Raw genomic sequence first — 20,862 nt, forward strand, 5'->3', positions numbered from 1 at the left:
TTGGAGGGGCGCATGTCTGATCTTCCCCGGAAGGCGGTCACCCGGACCGCCAAGTTGGCCGCGCTGCCGTTGGGCTTCGCCGGCCGTGCCACTTGGGGTCTGGGAAAGCGGATCGGCGGGAAGTCCGCGGAGATCGTGGCCCGGGAGCTGCAACAGCGCACTGCGGAGCAGCTGTTCAAGGTTCTGGGCGAGCTCAAGGGTGGCGCCATGAAGTTCGGACAGGCCATGTCCGTCTTCGAGTCGGCCCTGCCCGAGGAGATCGCCGGTCCCTATCGCGCTGCGCTCACCAAGCTCCAGGACGCGGCGCCGCCGATGCCGACGCGCACCGTTCACGCGGTTCTCGCCGAGCGGCTGGGCGATCGGTGGCGGGAACTGTTCCTGAACTTCGAGGACAAGCCGTCGGCCGCCGCGTCCATCGGCCAGGTGCACCGCGCGGTGTGGCACGACGGGCGCGAGGTCGCGGTGAAGGTGCAGTACCCGGGGGCGGGGGAGGCTCTGCTGTCCGACCTGACACAACTGAGCCGCTTCGCCCGGCTGCTCGGACCGCTGATCCCCGGCATGGACATCAAGCCCCTCATCGCGGAACTGCGCGACCGTGTGTCGGAGGAGCTCGACTACGAACTGGAGGCCCAGGCGCAACGGGAGCACGCGGCGGTGTTCGCGGACGACCCGGACGTGCTGGTGCCGGATGTGGTGCATCAGCGCGATCAGGTCCTCGTGACCGAGTGGATAGACGGGATCCCTCTGGCCGAGATCATCACCGGCGGCACGGACGAGCAGCGGGACGGGGCGGGGCAGTTGCTGGCCCGCTTCCTCTTCTCCGGCCCGGCCCGCACGGGACTGCTCCACGCCGATCCGCATCCCGGGAACTTCCGGCTGGTCCCGGGAGAGGACGGGGAGGGCTGGCGGCTCGGCGTGCTGGACTTCGGCACGGTGGACCGGCTGCCCGGCGGGCTCCCGGGGACCATCGGCGAATGTCTGCGGATGACGCTGGAGGGTGAGGCCGATGCGGTCTATGAGCTGCTGTGCGAGGCGGGCTTCGTCAAGGAGTCGATAGACCTCGACCCGGACGCGGTGCTGGATTATCTGCAGCCGATCATCGAGCCCGCCGAGGCCGAGGAGTTCACCTTCACCAGGAGCTGGATGCGCAACCAGGCGGCCCGGATCGCGGACATCCGCTCCCCCGCGCATCAGCTGGGCAAACAGCTGAATCTTCCGCCCTCGTACCTGCTGATACACCGGGTGACGCTGAGCACGATCGGGGTTCTGTGTCAGCTGAACGCCACCGTGCGGCTGCGGGACGAACTCGAGTCATGGCTTCCCGGTTTCGTGGCGCATGACGAGGAGGACAGCGAGGCGGTCGAGACGTCGGCCTGACCCCGGTCACCACCAGGACGAGTCGAGCCTGCCCTCGATCGCCCTGAGGTTGGCTCGGGCGCAGTCGTCGCAGAAGTAGCGACGGGTGCCGTTCTCCACGGAGCAGGTCCAGGTGGGCGGCGGTCCCTCGGCGGCCGTGCCGCAGTGGGAACACACGATGCTCTCGGCACCCGGCTGCTGTGCCGGGCGAGGAGTCTTCTGCTCGTCCACCTCGTGACGATAACTCTCTGGGCGACCGGCCGCAGGACAACGCACCGCGGGAGCCGGTCCTTACGGACCGGCTCCCGCGGGGTCGGACGATGTGCCCGTCAGTGCGACGGTGCGGTCAGTGCATGACGGCCATGGCCAGCGCGCGGCGAGCGCGCAGGGACACGCGCTCGGCACGGCGCTGCATCCGCCGAGCGGCGACCAGGCGCGCGGCCTGGCGTTCCGCTTCGGCTTCACGCAGGCGCTCGTGCATATGCGCACGAGCCAGGGCTTCTGGAATGAGTTGCATCTCGCGGGTCCTGTTCTGACGCGAGGCGGTCGCGCCGATGGTGGTGACAGCTGGGGTGGCGGAGCCGGACGGCTCGCTCGTGGAAGAGGTCATCGGGGCCTGCTTCTGGGGATCGTGCGTGACGGGTCGGTCGATGGTTCCGAGGGCGTTCATGCCGCAACCGGGTTCTTGCGCGGGCGACCACGCGGACGCTTGCGGGCGACGACCACGCCCTGGATGAAGAGCTCGCCACCCCAGACGCCCCACGGCTCACGCCGCTCCTTGGCGCCCGCGAGGCAGGCCTCCATCAGCGGGCAGGTGCGGCAGAGGGACTTGGCGTACTCGACATCGGCCGGCGACTCGGCGAAGAAGACTTCCGGGTCGTACGAACGGCAGGGGACGGGTACGCCGAGGTTCTCGATGGCGTCGTCGAGCGCGGTGAGCGCAGTGAGCGGAGTCAAGGTGGAGTCCTCCGTGAGGGCGGGCGGGGAGATCGTCTCGGAAGGCGGTACGGACGGGGCGTGCGCTTCGAGTTGCACGGTGGTGTCTTTCCTCGTCTGGTCGGTCCGGCCTGTTGGCCGGTTGTCGGCTTGGTACCGGGTGCTGCTTGTCCCGAGGCCCCTTCGCTCTGCCGTCCCCGTTCGGGGAAAACAGAAGGGCCGCGGATCCCGGGTGGGGTTCCGCGGCCCTGAAGGCGCCGGCCTGATCTGGATCAGGCTGGATCACTCCAGGGTTCGAGCCCACGGAAGGCCCACATCGTGTGGTGCTGCGTCGTCTGCTTCTTGGTTTCGGCACCGGTTGCCGCAAAGGCATAGGCCCGAGCCTTTGCCGCTGCTACTCCTGCTTCCAGTGCCTTGGTCGGTCGCTCATTGCGCTCCAGGACGGGGAGACCGCCCAGGCCGGAGACCGGAAGCACGGCAGGGCTGCCGGACAGACCGGTCCCGTCGAACGCCGCGGAGAAGCCGAGCGAGCAGGCGGAGACGACCGAGCGATCGGTCATTTTGTCGGTGCAGATGAAGCTGGCCTTGATGCTGATCACTGGAATCGCCTCCTCTCGGCGTCTAGGGGACCGGCCGGGGCCGATCACGCGTATTCGGATAAGTACAGCACGAGCACAGGGCTTCAGAGAAGTCGCTGTTCCCGTGGTTAAGAACCTATGGGGCTTGCTGGGGCGGGCGCAAACTATTTTTTCGACGAGTTTGTATCAGTCCTCCTCGTCGACTCCCCCAACGTCCTGACCAGCACAGATGGCCAGGACGTCGGCCCCGAAGCGCTCCAGCTTGCGGCCTCCGACTCCGGAGATCCGGGCGAGCTCGCCCTCACCGTCCGGCACCGCCTCGGCGATCGCCATCAGCGTCTTGTCGGTGAAGACGCAGTAGGCGGGCTGGCCCAGCTCCTTCGCCTGGTCCGAGCGCCACTCGCGCAGCCGCTCGTACAGGGCCTCGTCCATGTCCGAGGGGCAGTCCTCGCAGCGCATCAGCTTCATCTCACCCGCGTCGGTGAGCGTCTTGCCGCAGACCCGGCACAGCACGGGTCCGCGCCGCTTGCGCCGTGAGCCGCTGCCACGCTCGATGCCGCCTTCGCCTCCCGCGCCGCGTGCTCCTGGTGCGACGGAGCCCGGGCGCATCCCGTTCAGGAAGCGGGTGGGACGGCGGGAGGCGCGGCCGCCGGGAGAGCGGGACACCGCCCAGGACAGGGAGAGATGCAGCCGGGCGCGGGTGACGCCGACATAGAGCAGCCGGCGCTCCTCCTCGACCTGTTCGTCGGTCTTGGCGTAGGTGATCGGCATCATGCCCTCGGTCAGGCCGACCAGGAACACCGCGTCCCACTCCAGTCCCTTGGCCGAGTGCAGCGAGGCGAGGGTGACGCCCTGGACGGTGGGGGCATGCTGCGCGGCGGCGCGCTCGTCCAGCTCGGCCACCAGATCGCCCAGGGTCGCCTCCGGCTTCACCCGGACGTAGTCCTCGGCGAGGCGGACCAGCGCGGCCAAGGACTCCCAGCGGTCGCGCACCGCACCCGATCCGGCGGGCGGCTCGGTGGTCCAGCCCTTGGTGGACAGCACGGCCCTGACCTGGGAGGGCAGGTCCCCGGCGTCATCGAGCAGGGAGTCGTTGCCGCCGGCGCGGGCGGCGCCGCGCAGGGCGATGCCCGCCTCCCGGACCTCCTGGCGTTCGAAGAACCGCTCGGCGCCGCGCAGCTGGTACGGGACTCCGGCGTCGGCGAGCGCCTGTTCGTAGACCTCCGACTGGGCGTTGACGCGGTACAGCACGGCGATCTCGCCGGCCGGCACCCCCGCGGCGATCAGATCGCGGATACGGCGGGCCGTGCTCTCCGCCTCGGCCGGTTCGTCGGCGTACTCCGTGTAGGCGGGCTCGGGGCCGGGATCGCGCTGCGAGATCAGTTCGAGGCGGTGCTCGGCCGCGCGGCCGTGGGCCTGGCTGAGCAGACCGTTGGCGAGATGGACGACCTGCGGGGTGGAGCGATAGTCACGGACCAGCTTGACGACGGTCGCGCCGGGGTGGCGGGCGCGGAAGTTCAGCAGATGGTCGGGGGTGGCGCCGGTGAAGGAGTAGATCGTCTGGCTGGCGTCGCCGACCACGCAGAGGTTGTCCCTGTCCCCCATCCACAGATCGAGCAGACGCTGCTGGAGCGGGCTGACGTCCTGGTACTCGTCCACCACGAAATGCTGGTACTGGCGGCGGATCTGGTCGGCGATGTCGTGCCGGTCCTGGAGGATGCCGACCGTGAGCAGCAGGACATCCTCGAAGTCGATCACCGAGCGGTCGCGCTTGAGCTGCTCGTACATGGCGTACACCTGGCTGATTTCCGCCGGGTCGCGCGGGGCGTCGCGATGCGTCTTGGTGACCGCGGCCGGGTAGTCGGCGGGCACGGTCTGGGTGACCTTGGCCCACTCGATCTCGCTGGTCACATCCCGTAGCTCATTGCGGTCGAGCCTGATATGGCAGCGGGCGGACGCCTCGGCGACCAGCTGGATCTTGCGCTCCAGCAGCCGGGGCAGCTCGCCACCGACCGCTTTCGGCCAGAAGTAATGGAGCTGGCGCAGCGCGGCGGAGTGGAAGGTGCGCGCCTGCACACCACCCGCCCCGAGCTGGCGGAGCCGGCCGCGCATCTCTCCCGCGGCGCGGTTGGTGAACGTGACGGCCAGCACACTGGCGGGCTGGAGTATGCCAGCGCGCACGCCGTACGCGATGCGGTGGGTGATCGCGCGTGTCTTGCCCGTGCCGGCGCCTGCCAGCACGCACACCGGGCCATGCAGGGCCGTCGCGACTTCGCGCTGCTCGGGATCGAGCCCGTCGAGCACCGCGTCCGCCGACTCGGGAACCTGTGGGAAAAGAGAGGAGTGCGTTGCTGCTGTCACACCGCCATGCTGCCAGGTCCCCGGCGGCGCCTGCGGCCGTTGTCCACAGGGAGCCCGTGCGGTCGTACTTATACGGGAATGGTGGCCAGCTCACGTACGTTCTAGCCTCGGGCGCGCACTGAGCGCGCCCGAGTGAGACAAGTGAGACAGAGGAGCGCAAGAGCATGCAGGGGACTGTGACGATGTACAGCACCACGTGGTGCGGCTACTGCCGTCGGCTCAAGGGCCAGATGGACCGCGAGGGCATCGCGTACACCGAGGTCAACATCGAGCTGGACCCGGACTCCGCCGCCTTCGTCGAGAAGGCCAACGGCGGCAACCAGACCGTACCGACCGTGCTCTTCGCCGACGGTTCGACCCTGACCAACCCCTCGCTGGCTCAGGTCAAGCAGAAGATCGGCGTCTGAGCCGCCGCAGCTCAGGCCACATCACCGGGCTTCGGCAACGGCTTTCCGTACCAGAGCTCGACCAGGCGGGCCGCAATCGAGATCCCGTAGGGAGGCAGCACCTCCCCGGACTCGAAGGCGGCCCGCAGGTCTTCCCTGGAGAACCAGCGCGCCTCGTGGATCTCCTCGCCGTCCACAGTGATCTCCGAGGACGTGGCCCGTGCCACGAAGCCGAGCATCAGGCTCGACGGGAAGGGCCACGGCTGGCTGGCGATGTACTCCACGTCACCGACCGTGACTCCCGCCTCCTCGAAGACCTCGCGGCGCACCGACTGCTCGATCGACTCGCCCGGCTCGACGAAGCCCGCGAGTGTGGAGAAACGCCCTTCCGGCCAGTGCACCTGTCGTCCCAGCAGCGCGCGGTCCTGCTCGTCGGTGACAAGCATGATCACAGCGGGGTCGGTACGGGGGTAGTGCTCGGCGCCGCACGCCGGACAGCGGCGGATGTGGCCCGCCGCCGCGATGACCGTGCGCTCGCCGCAGCGTGAGCAGAAGCGGTGCAGCCGCTGCCAGTTCTCCAGCGCCACCGCGTGGACCAGCAGGCCCGCGTCGCGTGGCGGGAGCAGCAGACCGGCCTCGCGCAGGCCGGCGGGACGCGCCGACTGATCAATCCGGCCCGGCAGGGCGTCCTTCTGGAGCGCGAAGTAGCGCACGCCGTCCTCGTCGGTCCCCAGGAAGTAGCGGTGGGTCTCCGTGACGGGGGCTTCGAACGCCGGGGTCATGACGAGCTCGGTGCGGCCGTCGGGGGTGTCGTCGATCAGTGCCTGTCCGCCGGAGACCACGAAGACCCGCGTCGTCGGGTGGCTCCACGCCGCCGCCAGCCAGGCCTCGTCGAGGCGGTGGTGCGCCTCGCGGTCGATGCCGCTCGGCGCGGTGAGACCGATCGGACGGCCAGCGGTGGCGTAGCTGTTGGTGCTCACGGTACTTCCAACTCCCCCGGGTGGATTGGGTGTCAGTTCAGCGGAGTTCAGCGCGGGTCAGCGGAGGGCTTCGGCGAGGTCGCCCCACAGGTGGGCGGTCGTCTCCACGCCCTTGATCAGCAGGTCCACTTCGACCTTCTCGTTCGGTGCGTGCCAGCTGTCGGAGGGTACGGAGATGCCCAGGAACAGCACGGGGGCGTCCAGGACGTCCTGAAGGTCGGCGGCCGGGCCGGAGCCGCCCTCCCGGGTGAAGCGGATCTTCTGTCCGTCGAAGGCCCGGCTCATCGCCCGTACGACCGACTGCAGCGCGGGGTGGTCCAGGGGGGTCAGGCAGGGGCGCGTCGAGGCGCTGAAGGTGATCTCGTGGCGGATGCCGTCGGGAACGAGGGCCGCCGCCCACTCGGCGACCGTCTTCTCGACGGTGTCCGGGTCCTGACCCGCGACAAGGCGGAAGGTGAGCTTCAGCTGCGCGGACGACGGGATGATCGTCTTGCCGCCGGGGCCCTGATAGCCGCCGCCGATTCCGTTGAGCTCGGCGGTCGGGCGGGCCCAGACGCGCTCCAGCGTGGAGTACCCGGTCTCGCCCAGGGTCCGGTGCGACTTGGCGGTTTTCAGCCAGGACGCCTCGTCGAAGGGCAGCTCGGCGAACAGCTTGCGCTCGGCGTCGGTGAGCGGCGTGATTCCGTCGTAGAAGCCGGGGACGGTCACGCGCTCGTCGGCGTCGTGCAGCGCCGCGACGAGGCGCGCCGCCACCGTGGCCGGATTGGGGACCGCGCCGCCGAAGGAGCCCGAGTGGATGTCCTGGTCCGGGCCGTACAGCGCGATCTCGCAGTCCACCAGGCCACGCATGCCGGTGCAGACGGTGGGGGTCGTCTCGGACCACATGCCGGTGTCCGAGACGATCACCGCGTCGGAGGCGAGACGGCGCGCGTTGGCCTCGACCAGGGCGCGGAAGTGCGGCGAACCCGACTCCTCCTCGCCCTCGATCAGCAGCTTGAGGTTGACCGCGGGCGCGGTCCGTCCGGTGACGGCGAGGTGGGCCCGTACGCCCAGGGTGTGGAAGAAGACCTGCCCCTTGTCGTCGGCCGCGCCCCGGCCGTACAGCCGGCCGTCGGCGATCCGCGGCTCGAAGGGGTCGGTGTCCCAGCCGTCCTCACGGGCGGCGGGCTGGACGTCGTGGTGGCCGTAGACGAGCACGGTGGGGGCGTCCGGGTCGCCGGACGGCCACTCCGCGAACACCGCGGGGGCGCCGGGCGTTGGCCAGATCTCGGTGACCGGAAAGCCGGTCTCCTCCAGCTTGGCCGCGAGCCAGTCGGCGCTGCGCCGTACGTCCGCCGCGTGATCGGGCTGGGCCGAGACGGACGGGATGCGCAGCCAGTCGGCGAGGTCGTCGAGGAAGGCTGCGCGGTGCTGCTCGATGTACAGACGGACGGCGCTGTCCGGGGTGTCGCTCATGCCTTTGAGCCTAACGGGCGTCGACGGCGCCCTCGTCGGCCGTCTCGCCCAGCAGGATGCGTTCGAGCCGGGCACGCCCGGGAAGGGAGGCGGGGCGCACGATCTCGCCGGTGCGTACATAGACGAACGCGGCGTTGACGGCTTCCAGGGGCAGGTCGTGCTGCTCGGCCCAGGCGAGGCGGTAGATCGCGAGCTGGAGAGGGTCGGCGGTGAGCGTCCGGCCGGTCTTCCAGTCGACGATCTCGTAGCTGTCGTACGTGTCGGGGGCGCCGTCCCGGGTGCCGTCTGCGGGTGCGGTGCGGTAGACGGCGTCGATACGGCCCCGGATCACACGGCCGGCGAGGGTGATCTGGAACGGGCACTCCATGCGGTGAGGGGTACGGCGGGCGTACGGGGTCCGCTCGAACGCCTCCTTCAGTTCGGCCAGGTCGCGCTCGTCCGCGATCTCGGGGGTGTCGCCGTCGCCCGCGTCCGCGCCGGGAAGCTCGTCCGGGCCGAGCATCGGGAGCGGCAGCTCCTCGAAACGGGACTCCACCCAGGCATGGAACCGGGTGCCGCGGCGGGCCGCGGGCTGCGGAGGGCGGGGCATGGGCCGGGCCAGTTCCTGGGCGAAGCCGTCGGGGTCGGCGGCGAGGCGCATGAGCTGGGAGGCGGTGAGCGAGGCGGGCAGTCGCACGTCGCGGACGCTCGCGCGAGTACGGCGCAGCTCACGGGTGAGGGCATCGAGATCCCGGTCCCAGGAAGCTATGGTGCGGGCGTCCTCGGGGGTGGTCCTTTCCCGTACGGCGGTCCTTTCCCGTACGGGAAGGGCGTCGCCCGCCTCACGGGGCGGGTTGTGGGGCGGACCGGCCTGGTGCGGCAGATCGACGTGTGGCGGCGCCTCCGTGAGGTCGGTGACGTCCGGGGAGTCGGTCACGTCCGTGAGGTCGGTGACATCCGTGGGGTCGTGCGGTGGAGGCGGGGGCGGAGCCTCCTCGTCGTCCCAGGGGCCCCAATCCGGTGCTTCCGGCCCGAACGCAGACTCCTCCGGCTCGTACCCGGGCTCCTCCAGCTCGAAGGGCGGCTCCTCCGGCTCGTACCCGGGCCACTGGGGCTCGTCCCTGGATCCGTGCCGCTGGTCCGGATGCCCTTCCTGAGCGCCCGACAACCCGTCCAGGTAGGACAGCACCGTCTCGGCCGCCCGTCGTCGGCGCATCAGCGAGGTCTCGTCCAGCGGGAGAGGCCAGGCATGGTCCTTCGCCGACTCCCGCAGGGCCGGATTCTCCGCGTCCTCCTCCGGTTCCTCCGCCCAGGCCTCGATCTCGCCGAAGCCCTGCGCGCAGTGGTCGTAAAGCGCTTGCAGGAAGGCCGACGGACCGCGCCGCTTCTTCTGGGTCGGGCCCCACCAGTGGGCCGACCCCAGGAGCAGGGAGCGGGGGCGGGTGAACGCGACGTAGCCGAGGCGCAGTTCCTCCGTGTGCTGGTGGTCCTTCATGGACTCCTTGAACGACTTGAGGCCCCTCGCGTCCCAGGACGGAACCTCGGGAAGCGTGTCGGCGTCGCCCCTCAGCGCGTGCGGCAGAACCTTGGACTGGGAGGTCCATGCCTCGCGCGCCTGGTCGCTCGGGAAGTGCTTGGCGACCAGGCCTGGGACCGCGACCACGTCCCACTCCAGGCCCTTGGACTTGTGGGCGGTCAGGACCTTGACGGTGTTCTCGCCACCGGGCAGGGCGTTGTCCAGGCCCTTTTCGTACTGCGCGGCCGTACGCAGGAAGCCGAGGAAGGCCAGCAGCGTGGCCTGTCCGTCCAGCGCCGCGAAACCGGCCGCCGTGTCCAGGAAGTTGGACAGGGTCTCGCGGCGGCGGGCGGCCAGGGCGTGCGGCGACGCGGACAGTTCGACCTCAAGGCCGGTGGTGGCGAGGACGCGGTGCAGGACGTCCATCAGCGGGTCGGCCAGGGATCGGCGCAGATCGCGCAGTTCGGCTGCCAGACGCGCGAAGCGGACCCTGGCCTCCGCGGAGAAGGGCAGGTCGTCGTCGTCCCCGCCCGCCGACTCAAGGAAGGTGTCCAGCGCGTCGGCGAGCGAGATGACCTCGGCCGGGTCGGTGCCCTCGACGGCCGCCGCCAGCCGTTCGTCCCGGTCCGTGGCGTCGGCGGGGCCGCGGTGGACCAGGAGCCGTGCCCGGCGGCCCAGCAGCGCCAGGTCCCGCGGGCCGATCCGCCAGCGCGGCCCGGTGAGCAGCCGCACGAGCGAGGCGTTGGCGCCCGGGTCCTGGAGAACCTCGCAGACCGCCACCAGGTCGGCGACCTCGGGAAGGTGGAGCAGCCCGGACAGGCCGACGACCTCGACGGGGACGTCCCGGGCGACCAGAGCGCCCTGGATCTCGGGGAAGTCACCTGCCGTACGGCACAGGACCGCGATCTCGCCGGGCTCCTTGCCCGTACGCACGAGATGGGCGATGGAGTCGGCGAGCCACTCGATCTCCTCCGTGTGAGTGGGGAGGAGAGCGATGCGCACCGATCCGTCGCGCTCGGCGCCGGGAGCGGGCCGCAGCGCCTCCACGCCCGCGTGCATTGTGCGCAGCGGTTCGGCGAGCCCGTTGGCCAGCTGCAGCAGCCGTCCTCCGCTGCGGCGGTTCTCGCTGAGCGAGAACCGGGTGGCGGGGCGGCCGTCGGCGTACGCGAAGTGGACCGGGAAGTCGTCGAGGTTGGCGACGGACGCCCCGCGCCAGCCGTAGATCGCCTGGCAGGGGTCGCCCACCGCGGTCACGGCATGGCCGGTGCCCCGGCCGAACAGACCGGACAACAGCAGCCGTTGGGCCACCGATGTGTCCTGGTACTCGTCGAGCAGGACGACCCGGAACTCGTCGCGCAGGATCGTCCCCACCTCGGGCCGGGTGAGCGCCAGCCGGGCGGAGAGGGCGATCTGGTCGCCGAAGTCGAGAAGGTCGCGGCTGCGCTTGGCCTCGCGGTACCGGACGGTCAGATCGAGCAGCTCGCGCCGGGCCTCGGCCGCCTCGGGGACCTTGCGCAGCTCGGCGTTGCTCAGCCGTGCGCCCATGAGGGTGCGCAGCAGCTCCGTGTCGTACGCGGCGAGCTGCTCAGGTCGTACCAGGTGCTCCGCGAGTTCGGCGTCGAGCGCCAGGAGATCGCTGACCAGGGACGGAAAGGATCTGGTCAGCGAGGGATACGGGCCGGGCGCCTCGCGCAGCACACGGGCGGCGAGCTGATAGCGGGTGGCGTCGGCGAGCAGCCGGGCGGTCGGCTCAAGACCTATCCGCAGGCCGTGGTCGGTGAGCAGTTGCCCGGCGAAGGCGTGGTACGTGGAGATGCGCGGCTCGCCCGGGGGATCGTCCGGGTCGATGACGTCGGGATCGGTCACTCCGGCCCGGACGAGCGCGGTGCGCACACGCTCGGCGAGCTCGCCGGCCGCCTTGTTGGTGAACGTGAGACCGAGAACCTGCTCGGGCGCGACCTGGCCGGTGCCCACGAGCCACACCACGCGCGCGGCCATGACCGTCGTCTTCCCCGACCCGGCCCCGGCCACGATGACCTGCGGGGCCGGCGGCGCGGTGATGCAGGCCGTCTGCTCCGGGGTGAAGGGGATCCCGAGGAGCTCCTTGAGCTGCTCGGGATCCGTGATGCGTGCGGTCACCTCAGAGAGGCTAATGGGGACCACTGACAGCCACTGTCCCCGTCCGCCCCGGCGGCGTCGGGCGCGGAGTCGAGCCCGCCGCGACGGCGGCGCCGAGACGGCCGGGGCGACGATCCGATGCACGGCCTTCGTGACCCGCGTCACAGCGCCGCATCACTCCACTGTCTGGCGGCCTTCCGGCTGGGCGCTGCAGGACGCGCGGAAGGAACAGTGGGTGCAGTGCTGTCCGGTGGTCGGGGTGAAGCGCTCGTCGAGGACGCGGCCGGCGGCGGTCGCGAGCAGATCGCCGACCCACTCCCCCGTGAGCGGCTCCTGCGCCTGGACCTTGGGCAGGTCGTCTCCGCCCTCCTTCTTGGCGGCGGCCTGGCGCAGCTGGACGAGTTCGGCGCCGCCGGGCTCGGGGCGGCGGCCGTCGAAGGCGTCGTCGAGCGCGCCCTCCCGCACGGCGAGCTGGTAGACCGCCAGCTGCGGGTGGCGGGCCACCTCGTCACGGGTCGGCGTCTGCTTGCCGGTCTTGAAGTCGACGACGTACGCACGCCCTTCCGCGTCCTGCTCGACGCGGTCCATGGACCCGCGGATGCGGACCTCGTACTCCCCCGCCTCCAGGGTCACGTCGAAGCCGTGTTCGGTCGCCGCGGGGGCCCGGCCGCCGCGGTCCATGACGTGCCAGCGCAGGAAGCGTTCCAGCGCCACGCGCGCGTGCTGCTTCTCCTGCTGCGACTTCCACGGGGCGTCGAAGACGAGGGCGTTCCAGACCGAGTCGAGGCGCTCCATGAGGACGGCCAGGTCGGCGGGAGTATGTCCGGAGGCGACCTCGTCCGCCAGTACGTGCACGACATTGCCGAAGCCCTGCGCGGCGGTGGCGGGCGCGTCCGCCTTCACCTCCCGGCCCAGGAACCACTGGAGGGCGCAGGTATTGGCGAGCTGGTCCAGCGCGCTGCCGGAGAGGGTGACGGGCTGGTTCCGGTCCCGTAGCGGGAGCTTGCTGTGGGTGGGCTCGAACAGGCCCCACCAGCGGTAGGGGTGAGCGGCGGGTACGAGGGGCTGACCGTCCTCGTCGGTCAGCGCGGCCAGCCGGGCAAGACGGTGAGCCGCCGCGTCGCGCAGCGCGGGAGTCGCCTGCGGGTCCACGGTGGTGGCCCGCAGCTCGGCGACGAGCGCGGCGACCGCGAGCGGGCGGCGGGGGCGGCCGGTGATGTCCTTGGGCTCCGCGCCGAGTTCGGTGAGGAAGCGCGACGGCTGGTCTCCGTCGTCGGCGGGGGCCCTGACGGCGGTGACGACGAGCCGGTCGCGGGCGCGGGTGGCGGCCACGTAGAAGAGCCGGCGCTCCTCGGCGAGGAGCGCGCCGGGGGTGAGAGGTTCGGCGAGGCCGTCGCGTCCGATGCGGTCGGCTTCCAGGAGGGAGCCCCGGCGGCGGAGGTCCGGCCAGAGGCCCTCCTGTACCCCGGCGACGACCACGAGGCTCCATTCGAGGCCCTTGGAGCGGTGAGCGGTCATCAGGCGTACGGCGTCGGGCCGCACGGAGCGCTTGGCCAGGGTGTCGGCGGCGATGTCCTGCGCCTCGATCTCCTCGATGAAGTTGAGCGCGCCCCGGCCGCCGGTGCGCTCCTCGGCGCGTGCCGCGGTGTCGAACAGGGCGCAGACGGCGTCGAGGTCACGGTCGGCGTTGCGGCCGGCGGCGCCGCCGCGGAGGGCGGCGCGTTCGAGGCGCTGCGGCCAGGGGGTGCCTTCCCAGAGCTCCCACAGGGCTTCCTCGGCGGTGCCTCCGCCGTCGAGGAGCTCGCGTGCCTTGCGCAGGAGCGCGCCGAGCCGCTGGGCACCGCGGGCGTACGCGGGGTCGTGCGCGACCAGCCGTTCGGGTTCGGCGAGGGCGCGGGCGAGGAGCTCGTCGGAAGGCGGGGGCACGCGGTTGCCGCCGGCCCGTTCCTCGTCCCGAAGGGCGCGTCCGAGGCGGCGCAGATCAGCCGTGTCCATGCCTCCGAGAGGGGAGACGAGAAGGGTGAGTGCGGTCTCTGTGCCGAGCCAGGGGGCGGCTTCGGTGGTGCCTTTGTGCTCGCCGCCGGGCCCGGCCTCCTCGGCCGCCCGAAGCGCGGACTCCGGGTCGGCCCCTGAAGCCTCCCGCATGGACTCCGGGTCGGCCCCTGAAGCCTCCCGCACGGACTCGGGATCGGCCCCGACCGCCGGCGTATCGGTCTCTTCCGGCCGCCGCTCCGCTGTCGCCGCCTCCGCCACAGCGCGCAGAGCCGTCAGCAGGGGAGCCACCGCCGGCTCGTGGCGCAGCGGGACGTCGTCGCCGTCTATCTCCAGCGGAACGCCCGCCGACGTCAGGGCGCGGCGGACCGAGGGGATGGTGCGGTCCCCCGCGCGGACCAGGACGGCCATCTCACGCCAGGGGACACCCTCTTCCAGATGGGCGCGGCGCAGGATGTCCGCGATGTTGTCCAGTTCCGTGGAGGCCGTCGGATAGGTGTACGTCTCGACCCGGCCGCCTTCCCGGACCGCGGCCAGCTCCCGGTGGGCCCGGACCTTCTCCGAGGGAAGGCGGGGCAGCGGCATCCTGCGGGTCAGCAGACGGGTCGCCGTCAGCAGATCCGCGCCGCTGCGGCGGGACGTGGCCAGGACCGCCACGCCCGCCGGGCTGCCGTCCACGTGCCGGAAGACGTCGGGGAAGTCGAGGATGCCGTTCACGTCCGCGCCGCGGAAGGCGTAGATCGACTGGTCGGGGTCTCCGAAGGCCACCAGCGTCCGGCCCTGGCCGGCGAGCGCCTGGAGCAGCCTGGTCTGGGCCGGGTCGGTGTCCTGGTACTCGTCCACGAACACCGCCTCGTAGGGGAATCCGGACGGCATGCGTTCCGCCAGCAGCACCGCACGGTGCACCAGTTCCGGGTAGTCGAGCACCCCCTGCATGTCCAGGACATCCAGATACTCGGCGAGGAACGAGGCGGCCGCCCCCCAGTCGGGGCGGCCCGTCCGGGCCGCGAAACGGGCCAGGGAGTCGGGTCCGAGGCCCAGCTCACGGCTCCGCGCGAGCACCGCCCGTACCTCGTCGGCGAAGCCGCGCGTGGTCAGGCACGCCCGCAGCTCGTCCGGCCACCGGTTGCGTGCGAGACCCTCGGTCTCCAGATCGAGCTGGCCCGCCAGCAGCTCGCGCACGGTGACGTCCTGCTCAGGACCGGAGAGCAGCCTCAGCGGCTCGGAGAAGAGATCGGCTTCCTGGTTCGCCCGGACCAGCGCGTAGCAGAAGGAGTGGAAGGTCGTGGCCTGCGGGCCCCGCGCACCGCCGAGCCTCAGCGCCATCCGGTCACGCAGCTCCACGGCGGCTTTGCGGCTGAAGGTCAGCACGAGGATCCGCTCCGGATCCCCGCCCTGTGCCACGCGTGCGGCCACCGCCTCCACCAGCGTGGTGGTCTTTCCCGTGCCCGGACCGGCCAGCACCAGCAGCGGACCGTGAGCATGGTCAACCACGGCACGCTGGGTTGCGTCCAGGAGAGGGGGAGCCACTGGTCCCGGCGGGGTACGCACCAGTCGGTAGGCGCCGGGAGTCCTTCCCCTACCCCCTTGAGGGCGTGGGGGGACACCCTGCCGTACCTGTTGCCGGTACGGCGTACGCCCTGTGGTGGAGGAGGAGCTCACGTGGATCGCCGGTCCTGGTGGGTGTGCTGGTGCTGATGGAGCGGTTCGTGCCGCGTGCCGACGACGCTACGCCAGCGCCCGGCGGGGCCGCAGTGAGTCCGTCGCGTACCGTGCGCGCTGAAAAGAGGTCGCGTACCGTGCGCGCTGACAAGAGACGGTGTACGTCGGCTGCTCCCTGTACATCGGACACTCCGCGTGCTCCTGGTGCTCCGTACGGTCGTCCGAGCAGCCGAACCGTCACGGATGGGCGGAAGCTGTCATATGTGAGCGCTGTCGTCGGCACCCTCGCCGCCGTCCCACCGCGCGCGTCGCATATCGAGGCGCGGCAGACGGCCGTCGGCGCTGCGCGGGGCGTCACGCAGCGGTGTCTCCTCCGCGCGGTACTGCGCCAGGGCGCTCAGCTCGTGGCCGGGCAGCAGCGTCCCGTCCGCACGGACGACGCGCCACCAGGGCACCGCGCCGCCGTACAGCGCCATGACCCGGCCGACCTGCCGCGGGCCGCCCTCGTCCAGCCACTCGGCGACGTCGCCGTAGGTCATCACCCGGCCCGGCGGGATCAGCTCGGCGACCTCGAGCACCCGCTCCGCGTACTCCGGCAGCTCTTCCATCCGACCCATCCTGCCCCACACCACCGACAACGCCCCGGGCGGCCGAGAGCGTGCACCCCATCGACCGCAAGGGGCAAAGGGGCGTATCTTACGCACCTCGCTCCCCGGCGATGCACCCTGATGCCTCCCTCTGTCGTCCGGTCGTGCCACCATCATGCGGGCGGTGACTGGTGATACGAGATCAAGAAGAGACCGAGACGGCGAAGGAGCAGGGCGTGCAGCCTCCGAAGGCGGCAAGCACCCCTGAGGCCGAGCCGTACCCGGACGCGCCCGCTTCCATGACGTCGGCGGCACGGGAGGTGCCCGCCGCTCAGACGGGCGCGAGCGACCCGGCGGAGGCCGGGAAAGCGACGGACCCGGCCCAGCCAAGGAAAGCAGGGGAGCCCACCGCAGAGGGAACGACCGCAGAGGGAACGACGGCGGACGGCCCGACCGCAGACGGCGCGGCGGACGGCCCGGCCGAGAGTGGGGCCGAGCCGGGGGGGACGCAGGACAAGACCGCCGGGCCGAAGGACAAGACCGCCGGGCCGAAGGACGAGACCCCCGGGGCCGGGTCGGGCAGGAAGGCGGAGAAAGCCGCCGCCAAGGCCACCGCGGCAGCCGAGGCCGCCGGTGTGGCCGGCGTCGACCGCGTCTCGGGCGACGAGCCGCTGCTCGCTGCCCGCGTCCACCGCCCCTCCGATCTGCTGCGCCTGCTGATCGGCATCCTCGCGATCGCCGTGGTGCTCGCCGTCGCCGCCTTCGCCCACGGCACCACCTCCGGCCTCGAACAGGACATCAACAAGGGCACCGGCCAGGCCCCCGATCTGTTCGTCAAGATCGCCGGTCTGGCGTCCAGCATCGCCGTGCTCCTCGTCCCTGTCGCCTTCGCCATCGAACGGCTCGTCAAACGCGACGGTCTGCGCATCGCGGACGGTGTCCTCGCCGCCGTGCTCGCGCACGGCGCCACCCTGGCCACCGACCTGTGGGTCGCGAGGGCCGCCCCCGACACGCTCCAGGACGCCCTGACCCAGGCCCAGAGCGGCGGCGGCCTGACCGACCCCGTGCACGGCTATCTCGCACCCGTCATCGCCTATATGACGGCCGTCGGGATGTCCCGCAGACCCCGATGGCGCGTGGTCCTGTGGGTGGTTCTGCTGCTCGACGCCTTCGCGATGCTGGTCGCCGGGTACACCACCCCGTTCTCGATCATCCTGACCGTGCTGCTCGGCTGGACCGTCGCGTACGGAACGCTCTACGCCGTCGGTTCACCCAACGTCCGACCCACCGGCCAGACCCTGCTGGCAGGTCTTCGCCATGTCGGCTTCCGCCCGGTCACCGCCATGCGCGCCGAGGACATTCCCGACTCCGCCGACCAGGGCGACCGCGGCCGGCGCTATCTGGTCACGCTGGAGGAGGGCTCGCCCCTCGACGTCACCGTCGTCGACCGGGAACAGCAGGCACAGGGCTTCTTCTACCGGGTGTGGCGGCGGCTGACGCTGCGCTCGATCACCACCAGGCGGTCCATCCAGTCGCTGCGCCAGGCGCTGGAACAGGAGGCGCTGCTCGCGTACGCGGCGATCGCGGCCGGAGCCAACGCGCCCAAGCTCATCGCGACCTCGGAACTCGGCCCGGACGCCGTGATGCTGGTGTACGAGCACCTGGGCGGCCGTTCGCTGGACGCGATGGACGACGACGAGGTCACCGACGACGTGGTGCGCGGTGCGTGGCGACAGGTGAAGGCGCTCCAGTCGAGGCGTATCGCGCACCGGCGGCTCACCGGCGACGCAATTTTGGTGGATCGTTCCGGCAAGGTGATCCTGACCGATCTGCGCGGCGGCGAAATCGCCGCGGGCGACCTGGTGCTGCGTATGGACATCGCGCAGCTGCTGACCACCGTCGGCCTGCGCGCGGGCGCCGAACGGGCGGTGGCCACGGCGGTCGAGGTGCTCGGCCCCGACAAGATCGCCGACTGTCTGCCGCTGCTCCAGCCGATCGCGCTCAGCCGCTCGACGCGGGCGACGCTGCGCAGGCTGGCCCGCGAGCGGTCGCAGCGTGAGCGGGAGGCCGTGCTGGAGGCGTCGGCCGCCGCCAAGCGGGCCCGTACGGAAGAGGCGCACACCGACCCCAGGGTGGTGCGCAAGACAGAGCGCGCGGAGAAGCAGGCCGACAAGAAGGCCATGGACGTGGCCATGGACGAGGCGCGCGAGGAGGATCTGCTCTCCCAGATCCGCCGGCAGATGCTGCTGATCAGGCCGCAGGCACCGGCCGAGCCGGTCCGCCTGGAGCGGATCAGGCCGCGGACGCTCGTCAGCTTCATCGCCGGCGCGGTCGCCGCGTACTTCCTGCTCTCACAGCTCGCCGGCATCGACTTCGGAACGGTCTTCGGCCAGGCCCACTGGGGCTGGGTGGCGGCCGCGGTCGCCTTCTCGGCACTCAGCTACTTCGCGGCGGCGATGAGTCTGCTGGGCTTCGTGCCCGAGCGGGTGCCGTTCCTGCGGACCGTCCTCGCGCAGGTCGCCGGGTCCTTCGTCAAGATCGTCGCCCCGGCGGCCGTGGGCGGTGTCGCCCTGAACACCCGCTTCCTCCAGCGCTCGGGCGTCCGTCCCGGACTCGCGGTGGCGAGTGTCGGGGCGTCCCAGCTGTTCGGGCTGGGCGCGCACGTCCTGCTGCTGCTCTCGTTCGGCTATCTGACCGGTACGGAGCGGACAGCGTCGTTCACCCCCTCCAGGACCGTGATCGCCGGTCTGCTGACGGTCGCCGTGCTGGTGCTCGTGGTGACGGCGATCCCCTTCCTGCGGAAGTTCGTCTCGACGCGGCTGCGGTCGCTCTTCGCCGGTGTCGTGCCGCGCATGCTCGACGTACTCCAGCGGCCCGTCAAGCTGCTCACCGGCATCGGCGGGATGCTGCTGCTGACCGGTGTGTTCGTGATGTGTCTGGACGCCTCCATCCGGGCCTTCGACAACGGCAACCAGCCGCTCAGCTACGCCAGCATCGCCGTGGTGTTCCTGGCGGGCAACGCGCTGGGCTCCGCGGCTCCCACGCCCGGCGGTGTGGGCGCCGTCGAAGGCGCGCTCACCTTCGGTCTGATCGTGGCCGGGGTTCCGAAGGAGGTCGCGGCGCCGGCAGTGCTGCTGTACCGCATGATGACGCTGTGGCTGCCGGTGCTGCCCGGGTGGTTCGCCTTCAACCACCTCACGCGCAGGGGTTCGCTCTAAAGCCTGCCTGCCGTAACGGGTCCTGCGACGCCCTGAGGGACCCGGCCCGTTGCGCGCCACTCGCATGGACCGTCGTCGCAGGCGCCGCCCGCGCCCGCGGCGCACCATGGCCGCATGCCGACCTCTCGCTCCGCCGTGCCCGCCGCCGCCCTCGCCGCCTCCGTCGCCGTGCTGCTGGCCGCCGCGGGCTGCTCCGACAGCGGCGACAAGGGCAAGGAGTCGGGACAGTCGAGGGCCGCCGAGCTCGCCGACCAGACGCTGGACTGGCAGCCGTGTCCCGCGCCCTCGGAGGCGGAGGGCGGCGGCACCCCGCCCTCGCCCCTTCCCGGCGGCACCACCTGGGAGTGCTCCTTCATGGACGCCCCGCTCGACTGGGCGAAAGCGGGCGGCGAGACCATCGAGCTGGCCCTCATACGCGCCAGAGCCACCGACCCGGGCCGACGGATCGGCTCCCTGATCTTCAACTTCGGCGGACCGGGAGGATCCGGGGTCGCCAATCTGCCCGCCGCCGCGGCCGACTACGCCCCCCTGCGCACGCGGTACGACCTGGTGAGCTTCGACCCCCGCGGAGTCGGCCGCAGCGCGGCCGTCGAGTGCCTGGCCGACGAGCAGCTCGACGCGTACTACCAGGAGGACGCGACACCCGACGATGCCGCCGAGGAGAAGACCTTGACGAACGGGCTGAAGTCCTTCGCCGACGCCTGCGGCAAGCACTCGGGGGAAGAGCTGCCGTACGTCGGCACCACCAACGCCGCCCGCGACATGGACCTGATGCGCCAGGTCCTCGGCGACGACAAACTCCACTACTTCGGCATCTCGTACGGCACCGAACTCGGTGGCGTCTACGCCCACTTGTTTCCGACCAAGGTCGGACGGGCGGTCTTCGACGCCGTCGTCGACCCGACCAAGACCTCCGAACAGGGCTCCCTGGGACAGGCGAAGGGCTTCCAGCTCGCGCTCGACAACTTCACCGCGGACTGTGTGAAGCGCGGCGACGACTGTCTGCTGCCCGGCTCCACACCGCGGGAGATCCAGGACTGGATCACCGCGTTCCTCGACAAGCTCGACAAGGAGCCGATCCCGGGTGTCGGCGACCGGAAGCTGACCCAGAGCCAGGCCACCAACGGGATCGCGCAGTCGCTGTACTCCAAGGAGTACTGGCAGTATCTGGAGCAGGGACTCGACGAGGCCGACGGCGGCAACGGCGCTCTGCTGCTCGCCCTCTCCGACGCGATGAACGGCCGCAGCGAGACCGGCCACTACAGCAACATCCAGGCCGCGAACGCGGCCATCAACTGCGTCGACTTCAAGGACCGCTGGTCGCTGGAGCAGACCAAGGCGAAGCTGCCCGAATTCCGTCAGGCGTCCCCCGTCTTCGGCGACTACCTCGGCTGGGGGCTGCTGGGCTGCACCAAGTGGCCGGTGCCCGGCGCATGGTCCACACCCGACGTGTCCGCGCCGGGCGCGCCGCCCATCCTGGTCATCGGCAACACCGGTGACCCGGCGACCCCTTACGAAGGCGCGAAGGCGATGGCCGACGCCCTCGGCAAGGGGGTCGGCATCGAACTCACCTACCGGGGCGAGGGGCACGGCGCGTACAACAGCGGCAGCAAGTGCGTGCAGCAGGCCGTGAACGGCTACCTCCTCGACGGCAAGGTCCCCGCCGCCGGAACGGTCTGCCGGTAAGACTGTCAGTGGCCCCGCATAGGATGTCGAACCAATCTTCGAGTCCAGTGGG

The 20,862-nt window shown here is 71.3% G+C and carries 14 protein-coding genes; 4 read left to right on the forward strand and 10 right to left on the reverse strand.

What is annotated here, in order from left to right; genetic code table 11:
* Nucleotides 1-12 precede the first annotated feature (12 nt).
* Nucleotides 13-1,377, forward strand: coding sequence for an ABC1 kinase family protein (locus tag OG293_RS11235; protein WP_405998644.1), 1,365 nt, complete (start codon nucleotides 13-15; stop codon nucleotides 1,375-1,377).
* Nucleotides 1,378-1,383: 6 nt separating this feature from the next.
* On the opposite strand, the gene OG293_RS11240 is transcribed toward OG293_RS11235, so the two are convergent.
* From OG293_RS11240 to OG293_RS11260, 5 genes are all read right to left on the reverse strand, one after another.
* Entirely contained in the window at nucleotides 1,384-1,587 is a 204-nt protein-coding gene (locus OG293_RS11240) for a hypothetical protein (protein WP_405998645.1), read from the reverse strand.
* A gap of 115 nt (nucleotides 1,588-1,702) precedes the next feature.
* Complete coding sequence (locus OG293_RS11245) at nucleotides 1,703-2,026, reverse strand: hypothetical protein (RefSeq protein WP_405998646.1); 324 nt, start codon at nucleotides 2,024-2,026, stop codon at nucleotides 1,703-1,705.
* Entirely contained in the window at nucleotides 2,023-2,391 is a 369-nt protein-coding gene (locus OG293_RS11250) for a WhiB family transcriptional regulator (protein WP_405998647.1), read from the reverse strand. Before OG293_RS11250 ends, OG293_RS11245 begins: the two co-directional genes overlap by 4 nt.
* A 173-nt stretch (nucleotides 2,392-2,564) precedes the next feature.
* Nucleotides 2,565-2,891: a hypothetical protein gene (locus OG293_RS11255; protein WP_405998648.1), complete on the reverse strand. Its 327-nt coding sequence runs from the start codon at nucleotides 2,889-2,891 to the stop codon at nucleotides 2,565-2,567.
* Nucleotides 2,892-3,056: 165 nt separating this feature from the next.
* Nucleotides 3,057-5,231: an ATP-dependent DNA helicase UvrD2 gene (locus tag OG293_RS11260; protein WP_405998649.1), complete on the reverse strand. Its 2,175-nt coding sequence runs from the start codon at nucleotides 5,229-5,231 to the stop codon at nucleotides 3,057-3,059.
* A 164-nt stretch (nucleotides 5,232-5,395) separates the two neighbouring features.
* Here OG293_RS11260 and OG293_RS11265 point away from each other — a divergent pair, with 164 nt between their 5' ends.
* Nucleotides 5,396-5,638, forward strand: a complete 243-nt coding sequence (locus OG293_RS11265) for a mycoredoxin (RefSeq protein ID WP_405998650.1) — start codon at nucleotides 5,396-5,398, stop codon at nucleotides 5,636-5,638.
* A gap of 11 nt (nucleotides 5,639-5,649) precedes the next feature.
* Here OG293_RS11265 and nudC read toward each other — a convergent pair whose 3' ends face one another.
* The 5 genes from nudC to OG293_RS11290 all read right to left on the reverse strand — a co-directional run bounded on the left by nudC (nucleotide 5,650) and on the right by OG293_RS11290 (nucleotide 15,936).
* Nucleotides 5,650-6,597, reverse strand: coding sequence for an NAD(+) diphosphatase (nudC, locus tag OG293_RS11270; protein WP_405998651.1), 948 nt, complete (start codon nucleotides 6,595-6,597; stop codon nucleotides 5,650-5,652).
* Nucleotides 6,598-6,654: 57 nt separating this feature from the next.
* A complete protein-coding gene (locus OG293_RS11275; RefSeq protein ID WP_405998652.1) occupies nucleotides 6,655-8,052 on the reverse strand; it encodes a dipeptidase in 1,398 nt (465 codons plus the stop codon).
* A gap of 10 nt (nucleotides 8,053-8,062) precedes the next feature.
* Nucleotides 8,063-11,686 carry a UvrD-helicase domain-containing protein gene (locus OG293_RS11280; RefSeq protein WP_405998653.1) on the reverse strand — a complete coding sequence of 1,208 codons (3,624 nt, stop codon included), beginning with the start codon at nucleotides 11,684-11,686 and terminating at the stop codon, nucleotides 8,063-8,065.
* A gap of 153 nt (nucleotides 11,687-11,839) precedes the next feature.
* Entirely contained in the window at nucleotides 11,840-15,319 is a 3,480-nt protein-coding gene (locus OG293_RS11285) for an ATP-dependent helicase (RefSeq protein WP_405998654.1), read from the reverse strand.
* Nucleotides 15,320-15,576: 257 nt separating this feature from the next.
* Nucleotides 15,577-15,936 carry an MGMT family protein gene (locus OG293_RS11290; protein ID WP_405998655.1) on the reverse strand — a complete coding sequence of 120 codons (360 nt, stop codon included), beginning with the start codon at nucleotides 15,934-15,936 and terminating at the stop codon, nucleotides 15,577-15,579.
* Between the two features lie 206 nt (nucleotides 15,937-16,142).
* On the opposite strand from OG293_RS11290, the gene OG293_RS11295 reads away from it, so the two are divergent.
* Both OG293_RS11295 and OG293_RS11300 read left to right on the forward strand, forming a co-directional pair.
* The gene (locus OG293_RS11295; RefSeq protein ID WP_405998656.1) at nucleotides 16,143-19,124 is read left to right on the forward strand and encodes a lysylphosphatidylglycerol synthase domain-containing protein; all 2,982 of its coding nucleotides are present in this window, start codon (nucleotides 16,143-16,145) and stop codon (nucleotides 19,122-19,124) included.
* A 114-nt stretch (nucleotides 19,125-19,238) separates the two neighbouring features.
* Nucleotides 19,239-20,810, forward strand: a complete 1,572-nt coding sequence (locus OG293_RS11300; RefSeq protein WP_405998657.1) for an alpha/beta hydrolase — start codon at nucleotides 19,239-19,241, stop codon at nucleotides 20,808-20,810.
* Nucleotides 20,811-20,862: the final 52 nt, after the last annotated feature.

The sequence above is a fragment of the Streptomyces sp. NBC_00829 genome (genome assembly GCF_045161795.1).
In the GTDB taxonomy this organism is placed as follows: Bacteria; Actinomycetota; Actinomycetes; order Streptomycetales; family Streptomycetaceae; genus Streptomyces.